Annotated in this window: 14 protein-coding genes; 8 read left to right on the top strand and 6 right to left on the bottom strand. The window is 73.1% G+C overall.

All coding sequences use genetic code 11. From position 1 onward, the window contains the following. The first annotated feature begins 41 nt into the window (after nucleotides 1-41). From ABZ809_RS20815 to ABZ809_RS20800, 4 genes are read left to right on the top strand one after another with little or no spacing between them, the layout of a single operon-like run. Nucleotides 42-848: a cupin-like domain-containing protein gene (locus ABZ809_RS20815; RefSeq protein WP_357564208.1), complete on the top strand. Its 807-nt coding sequence runs from the start codon at nucleotides 42-44 to the stop codon at nucleotides 846-848. Beyond that, nucleotides 848-2,101, top strand: a complete 1,254-nt coding sequence (locus tag ABZ809_RS20810; protein ID WP_357564207.1) for an aminotransferase class I/II-fold pyridoxal phosphate-dependent enzyme — start codon at nucleotides 848-850, stop codon at nucleotides 2,099-2,101. Before ABZ809_RS20815 ends, ABZ809_RS20810 begins: the two co-directional genes overlap by 1 nt. Further along, a complete protein-coding gene (locus ABZ809_RS20805; RefSeq protein WP_357564206.1) occupies nucleotides 2,098-2,967 on the top strand; it encodes an aldolase/citrate lyase family protein in 870 nt (289 codons plus the stop codon). Before ABZ809_RS20810 ends, ABZ809_RS20805 begins: the two co-directional genes overlap by 4 nt. Then, nucleotides 2,964-3,926, top strand: a complete 963-nt coding sequence (locus ABZ809_RS20800; RefSeq protein WP_357564205.1) for an ornithine cyclodeaminase family protein — start codon at nucleotides 2,964-2,966, stop codon at nucleotides 3,924-3,926. The genes ABZ809_RS20805 and ABZ809_RS20800 overlap by 4 nt, the downstream gene beginning before the upstream one ends. A gap of 1 nt (nucleotide 3,927) precedes the next feature. Here the strand turns inward: ABZ809_RS20800 and ABZ809_RS20795 are convergent, their stop codons facing one another. After that, nucleotides 3,928-4,419, bottom strand: a complete 492-nt coding sequence (locus ABZ809_RS20795; RefSeq protein ID WP_357564204.1) for a MaoC family dehydratase — start codon at nucleotides 4,417-4,419, stop codon at nucleotides 3,928-3,930. 147 nt (nucleotides 4,420-4,566) lie between these two features. Between ABZ809_RS20795 and ABZ809_RS20790 the strand changes: the two genes are divergently transcribed. The 3 genes from ABZ809_RS20790 (at nucleotide 4,567) to ABZ809_RS20780 (ending at nucleotide 8,638) form a co-directional block, all read left to right on the top strand. Beyond that, nucleotides 4,567-5,931, top strand: coding sequence for a hypothetical protein (locus tag ABZ809_RS20790; RefSeq protein WP_357564203.1), 1,365 nt, complete (start codon nucleotides 4,567-4,569; stop codon nucleotides 5,929-5,931). Nucleotides 5,932-5,946: 15 nt separating this feature from the next. Continuing rightward, a complete protein-coding gene (locus ABZ809_RS20785) occupies nucleotides 5,947-6,606 on the top strand; it encodes a hypothetical protein (protein ID WP_357564202.1) in 660 nt (219 codons plus the stop codon). 454 nt (nucleotides 6,607-7,060) lie between these two features. Beyond that, a complete protein-coding gene (locus tag ABZ809_RS20780; protein ID WP_357564201.1) occupies nucleotides 7,061-8,638 on the top strand; it encodes an amino acid adenylation domain-containing protein in 1,578 nt (525 codons plus the stop codon). On the opposite strand, the gene ABZ809_RS20775 is transcribed toward ABZ809_RS20780, so the two are convergent. From ABZ809_RS20775 to ABZ809_RS20755, 5 genes are all read right to left on the bottom strand, one after another. After that, nucleotides 8,635-9,873 carry an acyl-CoA dehydrogenase family protein gene (locus ABZ809_RS20775; protein ID WP_357564200.1) on the bottom strand — a complete coding sequence of 413 codons (1,239 nt, stop codon included), beginning with the start codon at nucleotides 9,871-9,873 and terminating at the stop codon, nucleotides 8,635-8,637. The genes ABZ809_RS20780 and ABZ809_RS20775 overlap by 4 nt on opposite strands. Continuing rightward, complete coding sequence (locus tag ABZ809_RS20770) at nucleotides 9,874-10,776, bottom strand: phytanoyl-CoA dioxygenase family protein (protein WP_357564199.1); 903 nt, start codon at nucleotides 10,774-10,776, stop codon at nucleotides 9,874-9,876. A gap of 13 nt (nucleotides 10,777-10,789) precedes the next feature. Beyond that, nucleotides 10,790-12,265, bottom strand: coding sequence for an aldehyde dehydrogenase family protein (locus ABZ809_RS20765; protein ID WP_357564198.1), 1,476 nt, complete (start codon nucleotides 12,263-12,265; stop codon nucleotides 10,790-10,792). Continuing rightward, nucleotides 12,252-13,433 (bottom strand): aminotransferase class I/II-fold pyridoxal phosphate-dependent enzyme, encoded by a 1,182-nt coding sequence (locus tag ABZ809_RS20760; RefSeq protein WP_357564197.1) that lies wholly within the window; start codon nucleotides 13,431-13,433, stop codon nucleotides 12,252-12,254. Before ABZ809_RS20760 ends, ABZ809_RS20765 begins: the two co-directional genes overlap by 14 nt. 71 nt (nucleotides 13,434-13,504) lie before the next feature. After that, the gene (locus ABZ809_RS20755; protein WP_357564196.1) at nucleotides 13,505-14,737 is read right to left on the bottom strand and encodes an MFS transporter; all 1,233 of its coding nucleotides are present in this window, start codon (nucleotides 14,735-14,737) and stop codon (nucleotides 13,505-13,507) included. Nucleotides 14,738-15,013: 276 nt separating this feature from the next. Between ABZ809_RS20755 and ABZ809_RS20750 the strand changes: the two genes are divergently transcribed. Then, nucleotides 15,014-18,304 carry an amino acid adenylation domain-containing protein gene (locus tag ABZ809_RS20750; RefSeq protein ID WP_357564195.1) on the top strand — a complete coding sequence of 1,097 codons (3,291 nt, stop codon included), beginning with the start codon at nucleotides 15,014-15,016 and terminating at the stop codon, nucleotides 18,302-18,304. Nucleotides 18,305-18,336: the final 32 nt, after the last annotated feature.

Raw genomic sequence — 18,336 nt, 5'->3', positions numbered from 1 at the left:
TATCCAGGGCGGACGGGTCGGCGGGGGTGCCGGTGGCCCGGATGACCTTCGACGAGTTCATGGCCGTCGGCCCCGGCGGCCTGTACAAGGCCGACGTACCCGTGGTGATCGCGCTGCCGGACAGCGTGCGGGGGCTCGGCCGCGACGGCGTCGCGGCCCGGCTGGCCGACATGACCGTCACCCTGTTCACCGAGCCGGGTGACAAGTTCCATCCGGGGCGCTGGGAGACCCGCGACATCAGGCTCCGCGAGTTCTTCGCGGACGAGCGGCACCTGACCACCCCGGGCACCTGGCACCGGGTGGTGTCGAACATCCGCAACAGCCCGGCCGACGTGAACGCCGTCATCGGCTTCGACGCGGAGAAGTTCTTCGGCTACGGCGGCGCGTTGTACGCGGCGAACCTGTGGATCAGCCACCAGGGCGTGTTCACCAAGAACCACTTCGACGAGTTCGAGAACTTCAACATCGCGCTGGAGGGCCGCAAGCGGTTCATCATCGCCCCGCCCGGCTCCCGGGAGTACTACCCGCGCTCGGTGCTGCGCGGCTTCGGCGACAAGTCCCGGGTGTTCGACCTGGACAACGTCGACCTGGCGCGCTTCCCGAGGGTGGCGCCCAAGCTCGCCCAGCGCCGCGACTTCGTCCTCGAACCGGGCCACATGCTCTACCTGCCGCTCGGCTGGTGGCACCAGGCCGAGTCGCTGGACGAGATGAACATCAACGTCAACTTCTGGCTGAAGTCGAAGAAGATCCTCCGCAGGCCGCACGCACTCGGCGTCGCGCTCTACACGTACGCCTACCGGAGGGTCAAGGGTGTCTACAGCTACAAGCCCACCGAGGTGAACTCCTGATGAGCGAGCGCAAGACCATCACCCCCACCCACCGGTACCGCAACAACGACAAGCTCATCGGTGTCGGGAACACCTTCTGGAACATGTCCGAGGAGCACGGCGTCGCGGGGATCGTCGGCGACCTCTCCGACGGCGTGTTCCGGATGGCCGACGGGCACGAGTTCGTCAACTTCACCGTCTGCTCCTACCTGGACCTCGACACCCACCCCAAGGTCATCGACGGCGCGGTCGACGCGCTGCGCCGCTTCGGCGTACTGGACCACTGCATCCCGCGTACCCGGGTGCAGACCAGCGTGCTGCTGGAGCTGGAGGAGTCGCTGGGCGAGCTGTTCGGCGCCATGGTGGTCAGCGCGATCTCCACGGCGGCGGCCAGCACCGGCCTGCTGCCGCTGATCGCGTCGGGGCACCTCGGCAACGGCACCCGGCCGCTGATGGTCTTCGACAAGAACGCCCACGTGTCGATGGCCAACGCCAAGCCGAGCTGCGCCGACGAGACCGAGGTCGTCACCTGCCGGCACCACGACCTCGACTACCTGGAGGACATGTGCCGCACCTACGAGCGCGTCTGCTACGTGGTGGACGGCTCGGACAGCCTGGGCGGCTACGCGCCGGTCAAGGAACTGGCCGACCTGCAGGACAGGTACAACCTCCTGGTCTTCTACGACGACTCGCACTCGCTGTCCGCGTACGGTGAGCGCGGCATCGGCTACGTCCGCTCGCACTGTCCGACGCTCGACGACCGGACGATCACCGTGGCGACCCTGAGCAAGGGCTTCGGGGCCGGCGGCACGGCGATCCTGCTCGACGGCTTCCCGCAGGAGACGCGGCGGATCATCGAACGCTTCGCCGGCCCGCTGGGCTACTCGCAGAAGATGAACGCCGCCGCGGTGGGTGCGGCGCTCGCCTCGGCCGAGATCCACCGCACCGAGGAGCTGTCGCAGCTCCAGGGGCGGCTGCGGGCCAACATCGCGCTGTTCGACTCGCTGCTCGCCACCGAGCAGTCCGGCAGCACGTACCCGATCCGGGTGGTGCCGATGACCGACGAGACGGTCGTCGAGGCGGCCCAGCGGGTCTTCGCGGCCGGGTTCTACACCTCGCCGGTGTTCTTCCCGATCGTCTCCCGCGGCACCGCCGGGCTGCGCGTCATGCTGCGCGCCGGCCAGACCGAGGAGCAGATCACCCGGCTGTGCTCGGTGCTCGTCGAGGCGGGCGCCCGCCCGGCCACCATGTCGCCGGAGCCGGTGACGCGATGACCGGCACGGTACGGGCGATCCCGCGCAGCATCCTGTACACGCCGGCGCTGTCGCTGGACCGGGTCGTCAAGGCCTGGTCCTACGACGCGGACGTCCACCTGATCGACCTGGAGGACTCCGTGCCGGCGGCCGAGAAAGCCGCCGCCCGTACCGTGTGCCGGGCCGCCCTGGAGAAGGCGCCCCGGCCGGAGAACGTCGCGGTGCGCGTCAACGAGCTGGGCACCGTCGCGGCGGTGCATGACGTGGTGATGCTCACCGACTCGCCGGTGCGGCCCGGCATCGTCATGATGACGATGGTGACGACGGCGGCCGAGGTGGCCCTGCTGCGCCGGATCCTGGCCTCGGCGGGCGCCCATCCGGAGATCTACGTGACGGTGGAGACGGTGGAGGCGATCGCGGAGATCGACGCGATCGCCGGGGTCAGCGACGGGCTGGTCCTCGGCTCGGCCGACCTGGCCGCCACGCTCGGGGTCGAGATCACCTGGGAGGCCATGCTCGCCGCCCGGCAGGCGATGGCGCTGGCCTGCGCCCGGCACGACACCGCCTGCATCGACACCGCCAACTTCCGGCTCGCCGAGCCGGCCGTACTGGCGCGGGAGACCGCCCGGGTGCGGGCGCTCGGCTTCCACGGCAAGGCGACGGTGCACCCCGGCGAACTCGCCGAGATCAACCGGGTGCTGCGCCCGCACGCCGACGACCTGCGGCTGGCGCGCCGGGTGGCGGAGGCCGTCGGGGCGGCCAACGGCGGCATCGCCGTGCTGGACGGGAACATGGTCGGCCCGCCGTTCGCCCGGCTGGCCCGCGCCACGGTGGCGCGCGAGGACGCCTGGGCCGCCCGGTTCGACGTCGGCGGGGTCGCCGGATGACGGGCCCGGTCACGGTCGGTGCCGCCCAGATGGCGGGCACCCGGCAGTTGGTGGGGGTGATCGACACGCTGGGCGAGATGTTCGCGGACCTGGCCGCCGGCCGGACCACCTCCCCGGCGCGAACCGTCATCGAGCACGGCCCGCAGCGGGTCCTGCTGGTCAGCCCCGCCGTCTGGGAGCGGCGCGGGGTGGGCAGCGTCAAGATCACCACACTCACCCCCGACAACCCCGGGCGGGGACTGCCGCTGATCCACGGGATCGTCGCGCTCACGGACCTGACCACCGGGCAGATCACGGCCCTGCTCGACGGCGCCGAGCTGACCGCCGTGCGCACCGGCGCGGTCGCCGGCCTGGCGACCCGCTGGTGCGCCGCCGCAGACGCCGAGGACCTGGCCGTCATCGGCGCGGGAGTGCAGGCGAGAGCCCTGGTGTGCGCCGTGGCGGCGGTGCGGCCGATCCGCACCGTGCGGGTGTTCTCGCGTACCCGGGCCCGGGCCGAGCGGTTCGCCGAGTGGGTCTCCGACGCCGTGCCCCACCCGGTGCGCGCGAGCGTCTGCGACAGCGCGAAGGCCGCCGTCGCCGACGCGGCGGTCATCTGCACGGCGACCTCCACCAGCGACGACACCCCGCTGGTGGAGGCGGGCTGGGTGGCGCCCGGGGCGCACGTCAACGTGATCGGCGGGACTCACCCGGACGCCGTCGAACTCGACCCGGCCCTGCTGGCGGACGCCCTGGTCGTCGTCGAGGACCGGACCGCGGCGCGGGAGGGCGCCGGTGAGGTCCGGGCCGCCCTGGCCGCCGGGGCGATCGGCGTGGACGACCTGCACGAGCTGGGCGCGCTGGTGACCGGCGAGGTCCGCGCCGACGGGCGGACGTCGGTCCTGCGTACCGTCGGAATGGCCATCGAGGACACCGCCGCCGCGCTGGCCCTGCACGAGGGGGCGGCGGCGGGGGCGTAGCTCAGGAAGCCTCCCGGCAGCGGACCATGAAGGAACGCTCGAAGACGATGACGGTCTCGCCGGTGGACTTGGTGCCCGTCGTCTCCACCGTGACGATGCCCTGACCGGGCCGGGATCGGCTCAGGCGTTTGTCGAGGATCCGGCTGGTGGCGTAGAGCGTGTCCCCGACGAACACCGGCTCCCGCAGGCGGACCCGGTCCCAGCCGAGGTTGGCCACCGCCCGCGCCGACAGGGCCTGCACCGTCATGCCGCCGACCAGGCACAGGGTGATTCCGCTGTTGACGAGCACCCGGCCGTACTCGCTGCCCTGACCGTAGTGCTCGTCGAAGTGCAGCGGGTGCTGGTTCATGGTGAGCAGGGTCAGCCAGGTGTTGTCGGTCTCGGAGATGGTGCGGCCCGGCCAGTGCCGGATCACCATGCCGGGCTCGAAGTCCTCGTAGTCCCCGCCGTGTTCCTCGCGGTACTCGTTGCCCTGCACGTGGCGCAGTGTCATCGACGACGCTCCCGTGTCGCTTGTGGACGCGACGGCCCACCCCGGACGTCAATGTTAGTCTATGTCGATCACGATTCCGGCACGTGCCGGCCCGGAGCGGGCACGCTCCGGCTGCCGGTGCGACGGTCAGCATTCGGGGAGCGTCAGATGACCGCGCGCGAGGATGTCGACAGCACCGGACCGGCCGGGCACCCGTGGTTCGGCGATCATCTTCTGGCACCCGCCGCGCCGGCGGAGACGATTCGCCAGATGCTCCGGCACGAGCTGCGTGACACGGGCTGGCCGTACCAGCGGCTCCTGCCCGCGGCGCCGCTGGCGGTCCCGCGCGCGTCCTACGCCGAGCTCTTCCGGGTCGCCGCCGCGCTGGTCGACCTGCTGCGCCGCACCGCACTCGAAACGGCACCCACCACCGAGGGCAGGCTCGCGGCCTACCGGATGCCGAAGAGCGAGCACCAACTCTTCGTCCGCGACCAGTTCGTCGAGGAACGGTACCCCGACTGCGTCGTCCGGCCCGACGTCGTGATCGGGGCGGACGGGCCCCAGTTCCTGGAGTTCAACGTCAGCGGCGCCCTCGGCGGGGTCGTGGAGACGCACGCCCGCCTCGAGGTGTGGCGCAAGCTGCACACCGACGCGCAGGGCAGGACCCCGTTCAGCTCCCCGAGCCCGTACGCCGTCCGCGCCGAGATGTACCGCTCGCTCTGTGCGGAGCTGGCGCTGGCGCCCCGGGTGGCCATCGTCGGCAGCGCCCGCGTCAACGGCGTGCAGAGCCGGTACTTCCAGCTGGAGGCCGACTACCTCAACAACCACGGGCTGACCGCGCGGTTCTTCGAGCCGGAGGAGCTGCCCGAGGCCTGGGACTGCCCGCCCCACCTGCGCTATCCGGTCGGGCTGCGCAACTTCACCATCCCCGACTGGCTGGAGGTCGGCCTCGACACCTCCTACGTGCAGGACGCGCTGGACAACGGCTGCCTGCTCGTGGGCACCCAGACGTCGACCTTCATGCACAGCAAGCTGACCGTGGGTCTGCTGTCGGAGGGGCGTCCGTGGATGAGCGCCGCCGACCGGAGCCTGGTCGACAGGTACCTCCCCTGGACGCGGATTCTCGCCGACCGCAGGACCGACCGCGAGGGTCGCACGGTCGAGCTGTTGCCGTTCGTGGTGGCGAACCGGGAACTGCTGGTGCTCAAGGCGGCCCTCGGCGAGAGCGGCAAGCAGGTGGTCATCGGCCGGGAGGTCGACCAGGCCACCTGGGAGTCGGCCGTCACCGAGGCCGCCGACGACGGCACCAGCGTGGTGCAGGACTTCGTGGCGCCGCGGATGTGCCGCACCACGCTGATCGCCGACGGCGACGACGTACCCCACGAGGTCGAGGTCGCGCCGGTGCTCGGGCCGCTGCTGTTCGGCCGGCGCCCGGCCGGCCTGTTCTGCCGGTACTACGGTGACGGCAGCGCCGGGATCGTCAGCGCCCGGGGCCGGGACAGCAGCTCCGACAACTGCATGGTGGCGGTCTGAACCCGGGAGACGAGCATGAGCACGTCGACGTCGGCCGTTGACGGCCTCCTCACCGCCGCGGACCGGAAGTGGCGCGCTCTGGGCATCAACCGTCGCGACAGGGTGGCCCTCGCTGCCGACCTGCGCGCCGAACTGGAGGCGGCGGCCGCCGACGGGCTCGATCCCGCGGAGCTTCTCGGCGCTGATCCCACCGAGTTCGCCCTGCGGATCGCCGAGGAGGCCGGCGTGGAGCGGATCCCGCCGCGGTACGGCCAGGTGCTCGGCGTGGCGAGCGCGGGCGGAATCCTCTCCCTCGTCGTGGGCTACGTCGCGGTCATCAGCCTGCACCAGGCATTCGTGGCGGCCTTCGATCTGCCCCGCAGCGTGCGCGTGCCGGTATGGCTTGCCGCTGGCGTCTTCTACGGCGGCGTCGCGGCGGTTGTCGTCGCCGGCGCCGTCCTCGCCGTGCGTGTCGCCCTCCGCGATGCGCCGCGCATCCGGCACACCGCTGCGCGGATGGCGCTGCTGCTGCCGCCCGCCCTCGCGGCCGCGACCGCCGCGGCGGCCGCATTCGGCTGGGCACTCGACTTCCCACTCACCCCGATCGCGATCGGGACCGAAGCGGCGATCGTCCTCGCGGCCTTCCTCGCGGCGGCTGCGCTGGCCCGGCGCTGGTCCGTGACAGCGACGGGATGAGCCGGCCGGCGCGACAGGCATGGCCTGGAGACCAGTGCGCCGGGCCCTGTCATCGAGTGGGTGACCTCGGCAGACCCTGACGGACTGCCGCGCTGTCGAACTGCCCGCGCGGATGGGGCAGCGACCGGAACGGCCTGTTTCCGTGGGCATGGCGGCGTCGCCGCCGGGGCGGGGCATCGTGGCGTGCGGCGTTCGTCCGGGCGGTCGGACCCGGCGGTCCCATGGACGGGGCAGCTCGACAGGGAGCGAACCGGTTGACCGGTTCCCGCCGGCTGCCCGAAACCCGCCGGCTGCCCGTCGGAGGCCGTGACGATAGGGGTTCGCCCGACGAATGAGGTGTTGTCGTGGCCCGGGCCCCGTGTCACGATCGCTGCCTCCGGAACCGCCCTGCCGTGCGACCACGGCCAGCCCGGCGCGTGCCGGGCCGCGCCGCCGTCGAACGGAAGGACCAGCCATGCCTGCCGAGTCCGATGTGTACGGCCAGCCGGCCGGGTGGGACCCGGACCGGGCGGTACCCGCCCTGATCTGGGCGGCCGCGGGAAGTGACGGGCACCGGACGGCCGTCGTCGGCGCGGACGCGACGCTGAGCTACGCCGAACTGCGGTACGCCGTCGCCGGGCTCGCCGACGTGTTGTCGCGCCACGGTGCGGGATCCGCCCCGGTGGCCGTCCTGACCGACCGGGGCGCCGCCCAACTGGTGGCGTGCCTGGCCGCCCTGCACACCGGGGCCGGCTACGCCTGCGTGGACGCCAACCAGCCCGCAACCCGGATCGCGACCCAGCTGCACCGCTGCGGGGCCGCCGTCGTGGTGACGGATCGCGTCGACGCGCCGGTGGCCGGGCAGGCCGTGCTCCCCGTCGACCTGGCCGGCTGGGTCGCGGCGGGGCGCGCGGGGGAGAGTGACGGAACGCTGCGCGGTCCGCTGCCGGTGGCGGCGGACCAGCTCGCGTACACCGTGTTCACCTCCGGCTCCACCGGCGTACCCAAGGTGGTCGAGATACCCCACGGCGCCCTGGCCAACTACGCGGCCTTCGTCGCGCGGCTGGTGGGCCCGGAACGGGCCGGCGGCGGGCCGTTGGGGTTCGGGTCGGTCACCAGTCTCGCGACGGACCTGGGGCACACGGCGGTCTTCCCGGCGCTGGTCGGGGGAGACACCGTCCACCTGGTGCCCGTGGAGACCGCGACGGATCCCGACGAGTTCGCCGAGTATCAGGACGAGCACGGGCTCGACGTACTGAAGATCACCCCGTCGCACCTGGCGGCGCTGCTCGACGAGGCCGAGGAGCGCGTCCTGCCCCGCCGCCTGCTGGTCGTCGGCGGCGAGGTCTGCCGCTGGGACCTGGTGGACCAGGTCCGTGAGCTGTCGGACGTACGTATGGTCAACCACTACGGCCCGACGGAGACCACGGTCGGCGCGCTCACCTTCGAGGTGCCCACCGACGCGGCGGCACGTCCGGACACCGCCACCGTCCCGATCGGCCGTCCGATCGACAACTGCCGGGTCGCCGTCGTGGACGCCGACCTCCGCCCGGTCGCACCCGGCGCCGAGGGGGAACTGCTGATCTTCGGCGCGGGCCTCGCCCGGGGCTACCGCGGCGACAGCGGGCTGACCGGCGAGGCGTTCCCGACCGGGCATCCGGACGGCCGCTGCTACCGCACGGGCGACCTGGTGACCCGGCACCCCGACGGCCTGGTGGAGTTCCACGGCCGCCGGGACGGCCAGGTCAAGATCCGCGGCCACCGCGTCGAGCTGGGCGAGGTGGAACAGGCGGTACGGCGGTGTGCCGGAGTGCGCCGGGCGGCCGTGGTGCCGGTCGGCGGGGCCGGCTCCGCACCGCGGCTGGTGGCGTACGTGGTGCCGAGCGAGCCGCCCGGGCCGACCGCGCGCGAGCTGCGCGACCAGCTTCGCGAGGTGCTGCCGGAGTACCTGCTCCCCGGCGCCCTGGTGTGTCTGGACGAGCTGCCCCGGACGCCGAGCGGAAAGCTGGACGTCCGGGCGCTGCCGACGCCCGGCCGGCCCGGCGCCGCCTAGTCGGCGGACGGGTCGAGCCCGAGCGCGACCCGCCCGATGAAGGGGTAGCCGTCCAGCGGCCCGAACGGCTGCATGAAGCCGCCCGCGCGGGCGTCCCGGTACAGCCGGGACAGGGGGTGCCGGCTGCTGAAGGACGCCCCGCCGCAGATCGTCATGGCCCGGTCGACCACGCCCACCGCCGTACGGTTCGCCAGCAGCTTCGCGGTCTGCCACGCCCGTACGACGTCGTGGACGGCGTCCACCGGGTGCTCCGCCGGGTCGGCGAACAGGGCGTCGACCAGGCGCCCGGCGCGTTCCAGCACCCCTCGGGCGGCGGCCAGGTCGACCTCCATCGTGGCGATCTCCCGCTGCACGGACGGGTGGTGCGCCGCTGCCGCCCGCCCCGGCTGCCGGGGCACCCTGGTGGCGTGCTCCACGGCGATCAGGTGGGCGGCCTCGGCGATGCCGAGTGAGGCGCCCAGCAGGGGGAAGTTGACCGCGCAGGAGCGCGTCAGGTCGTCCACCGTCGGCGGGCCGAACGGTTCACCGAGCGTGACCCGGTCGGCGGGGACGACACAGTCCTCCAGCAGGAGACCGTGACTGCCGGATCCCCGCATGCCCAGCGCGTCCCAGTCGCCGAGCACGGTCAGACCGGGCGTGCCGGCCAGGACGACGGCCTCGGCGTGCCGCCATCCGCCGTCGGCGTCGGCGACCCGCACCGCGACGTTGAAGGAGTCGGCGACGGCCGAGTTGGTGACGAAGGTCTTGCGGCCGGTGATGACATACTCGTCGTCCTTGCGGACGGCCTCGGTGAGCGGGCCGTTCCACGACGCGCCCGGCTCGGTGGCGGCGCCGGCCATGATCAGGTCGGAGCCGCCCAACGCCTCCAGGAGTGTGTCCAGCCGCGCCGCCGTGCTCCGGTCGCCGGCCGCCTCGGCCCGCTCCCAACGGCGGACCTGGCCCCACACCGAGGCCATGTGCATGTTGGCGCAGATGGCCGTCGACCCGCAGCCCCGGGCCAGCCGTGATACGGCCACCAGCACGTCGTACAGGGAACGGACCCCCAGCCCGCCGTGCCGGAGCGGGGCGCACGCGGCGAGCACCCCGCTGTCGCGCAGGTCGGTGAAGTTGTCGGCGACGAACGTGTTCTGCCGGTCGTGTCGGCCGGCCCGCTCGGCGAGGGTGGCGACGTGGCCCTCGGCGAGGCGCACCAGGTCCCCGCCGGCGGGAGTCGTGGCGGTGAGTTCCCCGAACACCTAGAGCATCCTCATGATGGCGAGGAACTCCTCGGCCCGCTCGGCGTGGGGCTGCTGCGGGCCGTCGAACCGGGAGCCGGCCTCGGTCGGCACCGGTGTCGGCAGCACCCTGGGGAACAGCGGACCCCCGATGGGGTCACCGGGCCGCAGGCCGTGTTCCCAGAGCAGCGGCAGGACGGCGTGCTGCGGCTGGAAGGTGACCCCGTTGCCCACCCACCGGGAGACGAACGCCCGGCGCTGCCGCTCGGGCCCGGTGCCGGTGGCGCCGTGCAACGCGGCGGGGTGGAACAGCACGATGTCGCCGGGCGTCAGGTCCCAGCTGAGGATCTCGTGCTCGGACACGTCCGGCACCGCCTCCAACTCCTCGCGCCGGCCCAGGTGCGAGGCCCCCGGCGTGATCGGCACGTAGCGCCGGCCCCAGCGGTGCGAACCGCGTACGACCTGGAGCGCGGCGGTGTCGGGGGTGCAGGGGTCGAGGGGGATCCACATCGCGCACACCTGGTCGCCGGCGATCGGCCAGGAGCTGACGTCCTCGTGGAACGGCGTCGGGGCGCCCGACCCGGCCGGCTTGGCGAAGATCTGGTCGTAGAAGGCGGTGATCGTGGCGGAGCCGAAGAGTTGCTGGGCGATCCGCGCCGCCGGGGAGAAGAACATGAAGTCGCGGAAGCCGTCGTGGGTCTTCCACATGAAGGCGTCCCCGGCGAAGCCGCCGCCACCCAGCACCGCGGTGGCCTGCGCGAGCACGGTCGGGTTGGCGAGCAGGTACTCCACGCCTTCGGTGATCCGGCCGAGCCACCTCTCGTCGATCATGCCGGCCAGCCGGACCACGCCGTCGGTGTGGAACGCGTCGATCTCGGCGGGGGTCAGGTCACGTGGCGGCGCCTCGGGAGGGCTGATGTCCATGTGTCGATCTCCGTCAGGGGAAGCGCCGCCAGTGGGCACCGAAGAGGGTCTCCTCGTCCGGCAGGCTGGGCGGCAGGGGATGTGAGATGTAGGTGTAGTTGAGGAAGTCGCGCCAGGTCACGTTCTCCGACCGGGAGCAGCCGCCCCAGCTGCCGCTGGCGATGACCTGGGTGAACGGCATCCCGTTGTCGAAGCTGCCGCTGTTGCCGACCGCGGTCGACTGGTTCACCATGACGCGTCCGGCCCGGGCCCGTTCGGCCAGCCGGGCGGCCCGGTCGGGGTGCGTGGTGTGGATGCCGCAGCTGTGACCCTGCCCGATCCGGCCCAGCAGCGTCTCCACCGCGGCCAGCGCGTCGTCGAAGGCGGTGAACGTCGACACGGTGAAGACCGGCGCCAGCTTCTCGCCGAGCATCGGATCGTCGAGCGCCAGGGCCCCGCCGGGCGCGAGGGGGGACAGCGAAGCGACCAGGGCGACGGTCTTGGTCGGCTCGGCCAGGTCGATCCCGGCGCCGGCGGCGAGCGCCGCGGCGGGTCGGCCGACCGCGTCCCGGTTGAGCTGCCGACCGTCCGGCCACAGCAGCGTACGCAGCCGTGCCGTCTCGGCCGGATCGCACAGGTGGGCGCCCTGCCGGGCCAACTGCTCGCGGAAGGCGGCGGCCACCGCGGCGTCCACCAGCACGTTGCTCTCCGAGGAGCAGGAGGTGCCGTTGTTGAAGCTGCCACCCAGCACGATCAGCTCCGCCGCGGCGGCCACGTCCGCCGAGTCGTCCACGATCACCGCCGGGTTGCCGACGCCCGCGCTGATCGCCGGGGTGCCGCTGCGGTAGGCGCGGCGTACGGTGCCGGGGCCGCCGGCGGCGATGACCAGGTCGGCGGCGGCCATCAGCGCCTCGGTGGTCTGCCGCTCGGTGACCGGCAGGCACTGGATGAGGTCGGGCGGGGCGCCGACCGTCTCCAGGGCGCGACGCAGCAGCTCGACGGTGCGGGCCGCGGAGTGCCGGGCGCGGGGGTTCGGGGTGACGACCACCGCGTTGCGGGTCTTGAGCATCGGCAGGGCGTTGCCGACGACCCCGGAGCACGGCGCGGTGGCGGGGCTGGCCACCGCGATGACGCCGATCGGCTTGGCCAGCCGGCGCAGGCCGCGCTCCGGCAGCTCCTCGATGATCCCGCTGGTCACGACCCCGTGCAGGTCACGCAGGGTGCCGAGGACCCGGCGCCGGTAGAGCGTGAACAGATGCTCGGGGTCACCGAGGCCGGTCTCCCGGTACGCGAGGTCGGCGAGCGACCGGGCGGTGTCCTCCTGGTACGCCGCCCATCCGACGGCCGCGACCAGGTCGTCGACGCGTTCCTGCGGCCAGAACTCGATCTCCGCCTGGGCGCGTCGGGCGCGGGCCATGGTGGCGTCGACGTCGGGCTGTGGGGCCGGCCCGACCGGCGGCGCGGTGCGCGCCGCGCCGCCGTCGGGCTCGTGGCGGTCACCGCTGGACACGGGCGGGCTCCCGGCGCGAGGGGTAGAGCGAGCGGAGCCGGTCGATGGTCTCCTCCAGCATCTCGTCGGTGACGGTGAGGGAGAGCCGGAGGTGGCCCGGTGCGCCCATCACCGAGGCCGGCAGCACCAGGAGTCCGCGTTCCTCGAGCCGGGCCGCGTGGTCCCAGTCGTCCGCGTCCGGCACCCGGGCCAGCAGGTAGAACGTGCCCTCGCTCGGCTGGACCTGGTAGCCGGCCTCGCGCAGGGCGTCGACCAGCAGGTCACGGCGCTGCTCGATCGGCTTGACCGGCAGCGCGTGCTGCTCCAGCTCGGGCAGGGCGAACAGCAGCGAGTTGTTCGGGAACGCCCAGCCGGTGGTCAGGCGGGCCACGGACAGCGCCCGGCGGGGCACCGCCGGGTCGGGCATGGTCGGCGGGATCGCCACGTAGCCGACGCGTTCCCCGGGCAGCAGCAGCGTCTTGGTGTACGTGTGCACCAGGAACGTGAACGGGTAGTGCGCCGCCGGGCTCGGGCAGGCCCGGCCGTCGAACACGATGCGCCGGTACGCCTCGTCGGACACCAGGTACACCGGCCGCCCGTTGCGTGCGGAGGCCACCCGCAGCACCTCGGCCAGCGCCGCGAACTCGTCGTCGGTGTAGACCACGCCGGTCGGGTTGTTCGGGCTGTTCACGATGACGGCGCTGGTACGCGGGGTGATCGCCGCCGCGATCCGCTCCGGGTCGAGCCGCCAGGAGCCGGGGCTCAGCTCCACCGGCCGGGGGACCGCGCCGACCGAGGCGATGATCGGCTCGTAGTAGAACCAGGCGGGGTCGAGGTAGATAACCTCGTCGCCCGGGTCGCAGACGCTGCGCAGGCAGATGGTCAGGCCGGCGAAGGCCCCGTTGGTCAGGGCGATGTCGTCGGCGGTGAACGGCAGGCCGAGTTCCCGGCGCAGCGTGGCGGCCACCGAATCCTGGGCCGGCGGGTGGTCCCTCGTGTAGGCGAACCAGTCGGTGTGCTGCGGGTCGAGGTGTCTCTGCAGCACACCGACCAGGGCCGGTGCGGGGAACTCGTGGGGGTCGCCGAAGGCGAGGTCGATGACTCCCGGTCCGCCGCGCAGCCGCGAGTAGGCCGACTGTTCGAGGTAGGCCCCCAACCGTCGGCCGTACGCGTCGGTCGCGTCGGTCATCTGCCGACTGATCCGGTGCTCCATCCTGCTCCGATCTCCGCCCTGGTCCGTGCCCGGCGAGGTGGCCGGGTTCACGACTTGGCGGGTTGTGCGGCGGGGACTCGTGCGGGCAGCTGGCGCACGGACCGTGCGGAGAAGGTCGCGACGGTCACCAGACCGAGCACCCCACCAGCGATGACCAGCGTCTGCGCGACACCGATCCGGTCCGCCAGCGGGCCGACGACGGCCAGGCAGAGCGGGCCCAGCACGAACGAGCCCATGGCGTCGTACGAGCTGATCCGCGACAGCGCCTCGTTGGGTACGTGGTTCTGCAGGGCGGTGTCCCACAGGACCTCGAAGATGTCGACGCAGACGCCGTTGACGAGCATCGAGGCCGCGATCAGCCAGACCGGCGCGCCGGCGGCGATCAGCGCGAACGGCGGAAGGAAGCCGAAGGTCGCCAGCACCGCGACCCGCATCGGCCGGCGGGGGCGGATCCGCATCGCCACCAGGCTGCCGCCGACCAGGCCCACCGCCTGCGCGGTCATGATCGCCGACCAGGCGGCGACGCCGCCGAGCTGTTCCTTGGCGGTCAGCGGGCCGAGCACGTAGATCGCCGAGAAGCAGCCGTTGACGAACGCGAACTGCACGACCACCAGCCAGACCCAGGACCGGGAGCTGAACTCCCGCCAGCCCTCGCGCAGGTCGGCGAGGATGGTGCTGGCGGCGGCCCGGGCGGGGTGGGCGACCCGGACCCCGGCGAGCAGCATCGCCGAGCCGAGGAAGGTGGCGGCGGGCACCGCCAGCGCCCAGCCGGCGCCGAGGGTCGCCACGAGGACCCCGGCCAGGGCGGCGCCGCCGATGGTGGTGCCGTTGCGGGACAGCCGCAGCAGCGCGTTGGCCGACTGGAGCTGTTCCTGGGCCACCACCTGCGGCACGACGCCACGGGAGGCCGGCAGGAACAACGCGGCGGCGGCGCCGTTGACGGCGGACAACGCGATCACGACCGGCAGCGTGGGCCGGCCGCTGACGAACACCACGGTCAGGGCCGCCTGCGCGGCGAAGGCGAGCAGGTCGGCGCCGACCATGAGCCGGAACCGGTTCATCCGGTCGGCGAGGACGCCGCCGAACAGCAGCAGCGCGACCTGCGCCAGCGACCGGGCGGCGAGCACCAGGCCGAGGTCCGTGGCGGATCCGCCCGGCGCGTCGAGGACGGCGAAGGCGAGCGCCACCGGGATCACCGCGCTGCCCAGCAGCGACAGCGTCCGGGCCAGGAACAGCATCCGGTACGACCGGTCGGCGAGGATCCGGAGGTCATCGCGCACAGGATCACCTCCGGTCGGCCAGGAACAGACTGCGCACTTGTTGCAGAGTGGCGTCAAAGTCGTGCCCATCATGTGGCAGGCGTCCGGCTTCCCCAACCCCTAGGGTTCCGGACGGATCCTGCCAAAGGCGAGGTCAAACCCCTATAACCGTCGCGGTCGCTGACTTCACACTCAGCGAGCTGGTACAGATCGATGATCGGCAACCGGAGCGGTGGCTGCTCGCGTCCGGGCCCGTCCGGTCAGCGAACCGGATCACCGGCGGACAACGGAGGACCAGTGGGACGGCAGGAAGATCCGGTCGCGAGCGACGTCACGCAACGAGTGGCGCGGCTGTCCAGTTCGGCGCGGGCCCTGCTCGACCAGCGGCTGCGCGCCGGTCGCTCCGATCCGGCACCCGTCGCCGCCAGCATCCCCCGGCTGGGCGCCACCGAGGCGCCGCTGTCGTTCGCCCAGGAGCGGCTCTGGTTCATCGAGCACCTGGAGGACGACGCCGTCCACCACAACGACGCCACGCTGCTGATCCTGACCGGTTCGCTGGACCGGGACGCGCTGCGCCGCGGCATCGAGGAGGTCGTCCGCCGGCACGAGATCCTCCGTACGGCCTTCCGCAAGGCCGGCGACCGGGTCGTGCAGACCGTCACGCCGCCCGCCCCGCTGACCATCGACGTGGTCGACCTGCCCGACGCCGCCGCGCACCCCGACGACCCAATCCTGCGGGCCGCCGTCCTGCGGGAGATGCAGGTCCCGCTCGACCTCGCCGCGGGGCAGAGCCTGCGGACCGTGCTCTACCGGATCGCCCCGGAGCTGCACGTGCTCGGGGTCACCGTGCACCACCTCGTCTGCGACCTGTGGTCGTTCGCCATCTTCTGCCGCGAACTGGCCACCACGTACGCCGCCTTCGCCACCGGCGACGCGACCCCGGACCTGCCCGAACTGCCCGTCCAGTACGCCGACTACGCCGCCTGGCAGCGCACCGCGGTCAGCGAGGAGCGGATGGCCGCGCACCTGCGCGAGCGGGTCGACGAACTCGCCGGGGTGCCGCCCCTGCTCAGCCTGCCGACCCGGGGGGCGCGGCCGGCGGTCCAGCAGTTCGTCGGCGCCTCCGAGTGGTTCCGGATCGACGCGGCCGACGCGGAACGGATCCGCTCCCTCGGGCAGCGCCAGGGCGCCACCACCTACATGACCCTGCTCGCCGCCTTCACCGTCCTGCTGGCCCGGCACAGCGGCCAGCGGGACATGGTCGTCGCCAGCCCCATCGCCACCCGGGAGCAGCACGAGCTGGAGCACCTGATCGGTTGCTTCCTGAACATGATCGTGGTGCGGGCCGACCTCTCCGGCGATCCGACCTTCGCCGAGCTGGTGACCCGGGTCAAGGCCGCCTCCCTGGACTCGTTCCGGCACCGCGACGTGCAGTTCGAACGGCTCGTCGCCGAGTTGCAGCCGGAGCGCAGCCGCAGCCACCAGCCTCTCGCGCAGGTCGCCTTCGTGCTCCAGAACGTGCCGGCGGGGCGGCTCGACCTGCCCGGGCTGCGGGTCGACGTGCACCAGATGGACACCGGCCGGTCCCGGATGGACCTGACGATGAAGGTCACCGAGACGGCCGACGGGCTGACCGGCGAGATCGAGTACGACACCAGCCTGTTCACCGCCGAGGCGATGCGCGCCCTGGCCCGGCAGTTCGAGCTGCTGCTGGTCGAGGCGGCGCGACAGCCCGACACGTGCGTCTGGCGGCTGCCGCTGCTCGACGACGCGCAGCGCGCGCGGATCCTGCACGAGTGGAACGACACCGGGGTCGACCTCGGCCCCGAGGCGCTCGTGCACCGGCTGGTCGAGGCGCAGGCCCGGCGCACCCCCGACGCGGTCGCCGTCGTCGAGGGCAACGTCCGGGCGACGTACCGCGAACTCGACGAACGGGCCAACCGCCTGGCGCACCACCTGCGCGACCTCGGCGTCGGCGTGGAGGACCCGGTGGCGGTGTGCCTGCCCCGCTCGATCGCCGAGGTGGTGGCGATCCTGGCGGTGCTGAAGACCGGCGGCTACCACCTGCCGGTCAACCCGCGCGATCCGCAGGCCCGCCGGGACGCGCTGCTCGGGCAGGTCCGCCCGGCGGTCGCGATCTCCGCCGGGGACCTGTGCGACGAGGTGTGGAGCCCGGGCCGGCGGATCGTCGACCTGGCCGCGGAGGCGTCGCTGACCGGCGCGTACCCCGCCACCGACCCGGCCGTGCCGCTGCACCCGGACAACCTCGCCTACACGCTGTTCACCTCCGGCTCCACGGGGCAGCCCAAGGGCGTCCAGGTCACCCACCGGGGGTTCACCAACCGGATGCTGTGGGCGCAGCGCAACTTCCCGCTCGGCACCGACGACCGGGTGCTGCGCAAGGCGGCCTGCACCTTCGACGTCTCGCTGGACGAGCTGTTCCGGGCCCTGTTCAACGGCGCGGCAAGCGTACTGATGCCCGAGACGGCGACCTTCGACCCGCGCCGGCTGGCGGCGGTGATCGCCCAGCACGGGGTGACCGACGCCGACTTCGCGCCGACCGCCCTGCGCGAGGTGCTGCTCGGCGCCGACGTCGCGGACCTGCGGTCGCTGCGGCGGATCGTCTCGGGCGTGGAGGAACTCACCCCCGAGACCCAGCAACTGGTCTTCGACCGGCTCGACGTCACGATGTTCAACCTGTACGGCCCGACGGAGGTCTCCGTCTCCTGCACCGCCTGGCCGTGCGACCCCGCCGACGAGCGGCCCTTCGTCCCGATCGGCCGGCCGATGGCGAACGTCCGGGTGTACGTGCTGGACGAGGCGATGGAGCCGGTCCCGCCGGGCGTGGCCGGGGAGGTGTACGTGGGTGGCGCCGGGCTGGCCCGGGGCTACCTGGGCAATCCCGCCCTGACGGCGGGCCGGTTCCTGCCCGACCCGTTCGCCGGCACGCCCGGGGCCCGCGTCTACCGCACCGGCGACCTGGCCCGGTTCGACGCGGACGGCGTGCTGGAGTTCCTCGGCCGGGGCGACGGGCAACTGAACCTGCGCGGCTACCGCATCGAGCCGGGCGAGGTGGAGTCCGCGCTGCGCCGCCACCCGGCGGTACGCGAGGCCGCCGTCGTCGTGCGCCGGGATCCGCCCGGCGGCGACGCCCGGCTGGTCGGCTACGTCGTCGGCGACGCCCTGCCGGGCACCGCGGACCTGCGCGCGCACCTGCGCCGGCGGCTGCCGGACTACCTGGTCCCGGCCGCCTTCGTCAGCCTGCCCGGGCTGCCGCTGACCAGTCACGGAAAGCTCGACGTGGCGGCGCTGCCGGCACCGGGCCGGGACGAACCCGGCACCGCCAGCACCGACGGCCCCCGCGACGAGCGCGAGCGGGTGCTCCTGGACATCTGGTGCGACGTGCTCGGACGCGACGGCATCGGCATCCACGACGACTTCTTCGACCTGGGCGGCGACTCCCTCACGGCCACCCGGATCGTCGCCCTGGCCGGCGCGAAGCTGGGGGTGGACGTCGAGGTGGCGGTCATCTTCGACGCGCCGACGGTCGCGGAGCTGGCCACCCGGCTCGCACCGGGTCAGCCGTGACGCCCGGTCCGATCCCTGTGCAGCGAGTGGAG

This window comes from Micromonospora sp. NPDC047074, assembly GCF_040643815.1.
Lineage (GTDB): Bacteria > Actinomycetota > Actinomycetes > Mycobacteriales > Micromonosporaceae > Micromonospora.
This window is presented reverse-complemented; position numbering and strand designations above follow the sequence as displayed.

Bases quoted from the DNA above. Each gene is read 5' to 3' on its own strand.
- ABZ809_RS20795 (WP_357564204.1), bottom strand. From the start codon at position 4,419: ATGACACTGCGCCACGTGCAGGGCAACGAGTACCGCGAGGAACACGGC.
- ABZ809_RS20800 (WP_357564205.1), top strand. From the start codon at position 2,964: ATGACGGGCCCGGTCACGGTCGGTGCCGCCCAGATGGCGGGCACCCGG.
- ABZ809_RS20770 (WP_357564199.1), bottom strand. From the start codon at position 10,776: ATGGACATCAGCCCTCCCGAGGCGCCGCCACGTGACCTGACCCCCGCC.
- ABZ809_RS20810 (WP_357564207.1), top strand. From the start codon at position 848: ATGAGCGAGCGCAAGACCATCACCCCCACCCACCGGTACCGCAACAAC.
- ABZ809_RS20760 (WP_357564197.1), bottom strand. From the start codon at position 13,433: ATGACCGACGCGACCGACGCGTACGGCCGACGGTTGGGGGCCTACCTC.
- ABZ809_RS20780 (WP_357564201.1), top strand. From the start codon at position 7,061: ATGCCTGCCGAGTCCGATGTGTACGGCCAGCCGGCCGGGTGGGACCCG.
- ABZ809_RS20805 (WP_357564206.1), top strand. From the start codon at position 2,098: ATGACCGGCACGGTACGGGCGATCCCGCGCAGCATCCTGTACACGCCG.
- ABZ809_RS20815 (WP_357564208.1), top strand. From the start codon at position 42: ATGACCTTCGACGAGTTCATGGCCGTCGGCCCCGGCGGCCTGTACAAG.
- ABZ809_RS20785 (WP_357564202.1), top strand. From the start codon at position 5,947: ATGAGCACGTCGACGTCGGCCGTTGACGGCCTCCTCACCGCCGCGGAC.
- ABZ809_RS20790 (WP_357564203.1), top strand. From the start codon at position 4,567: ATGACCGCGCGCGAGGATGTCGACAGCACCGGACCGGCCGGGCACCCG.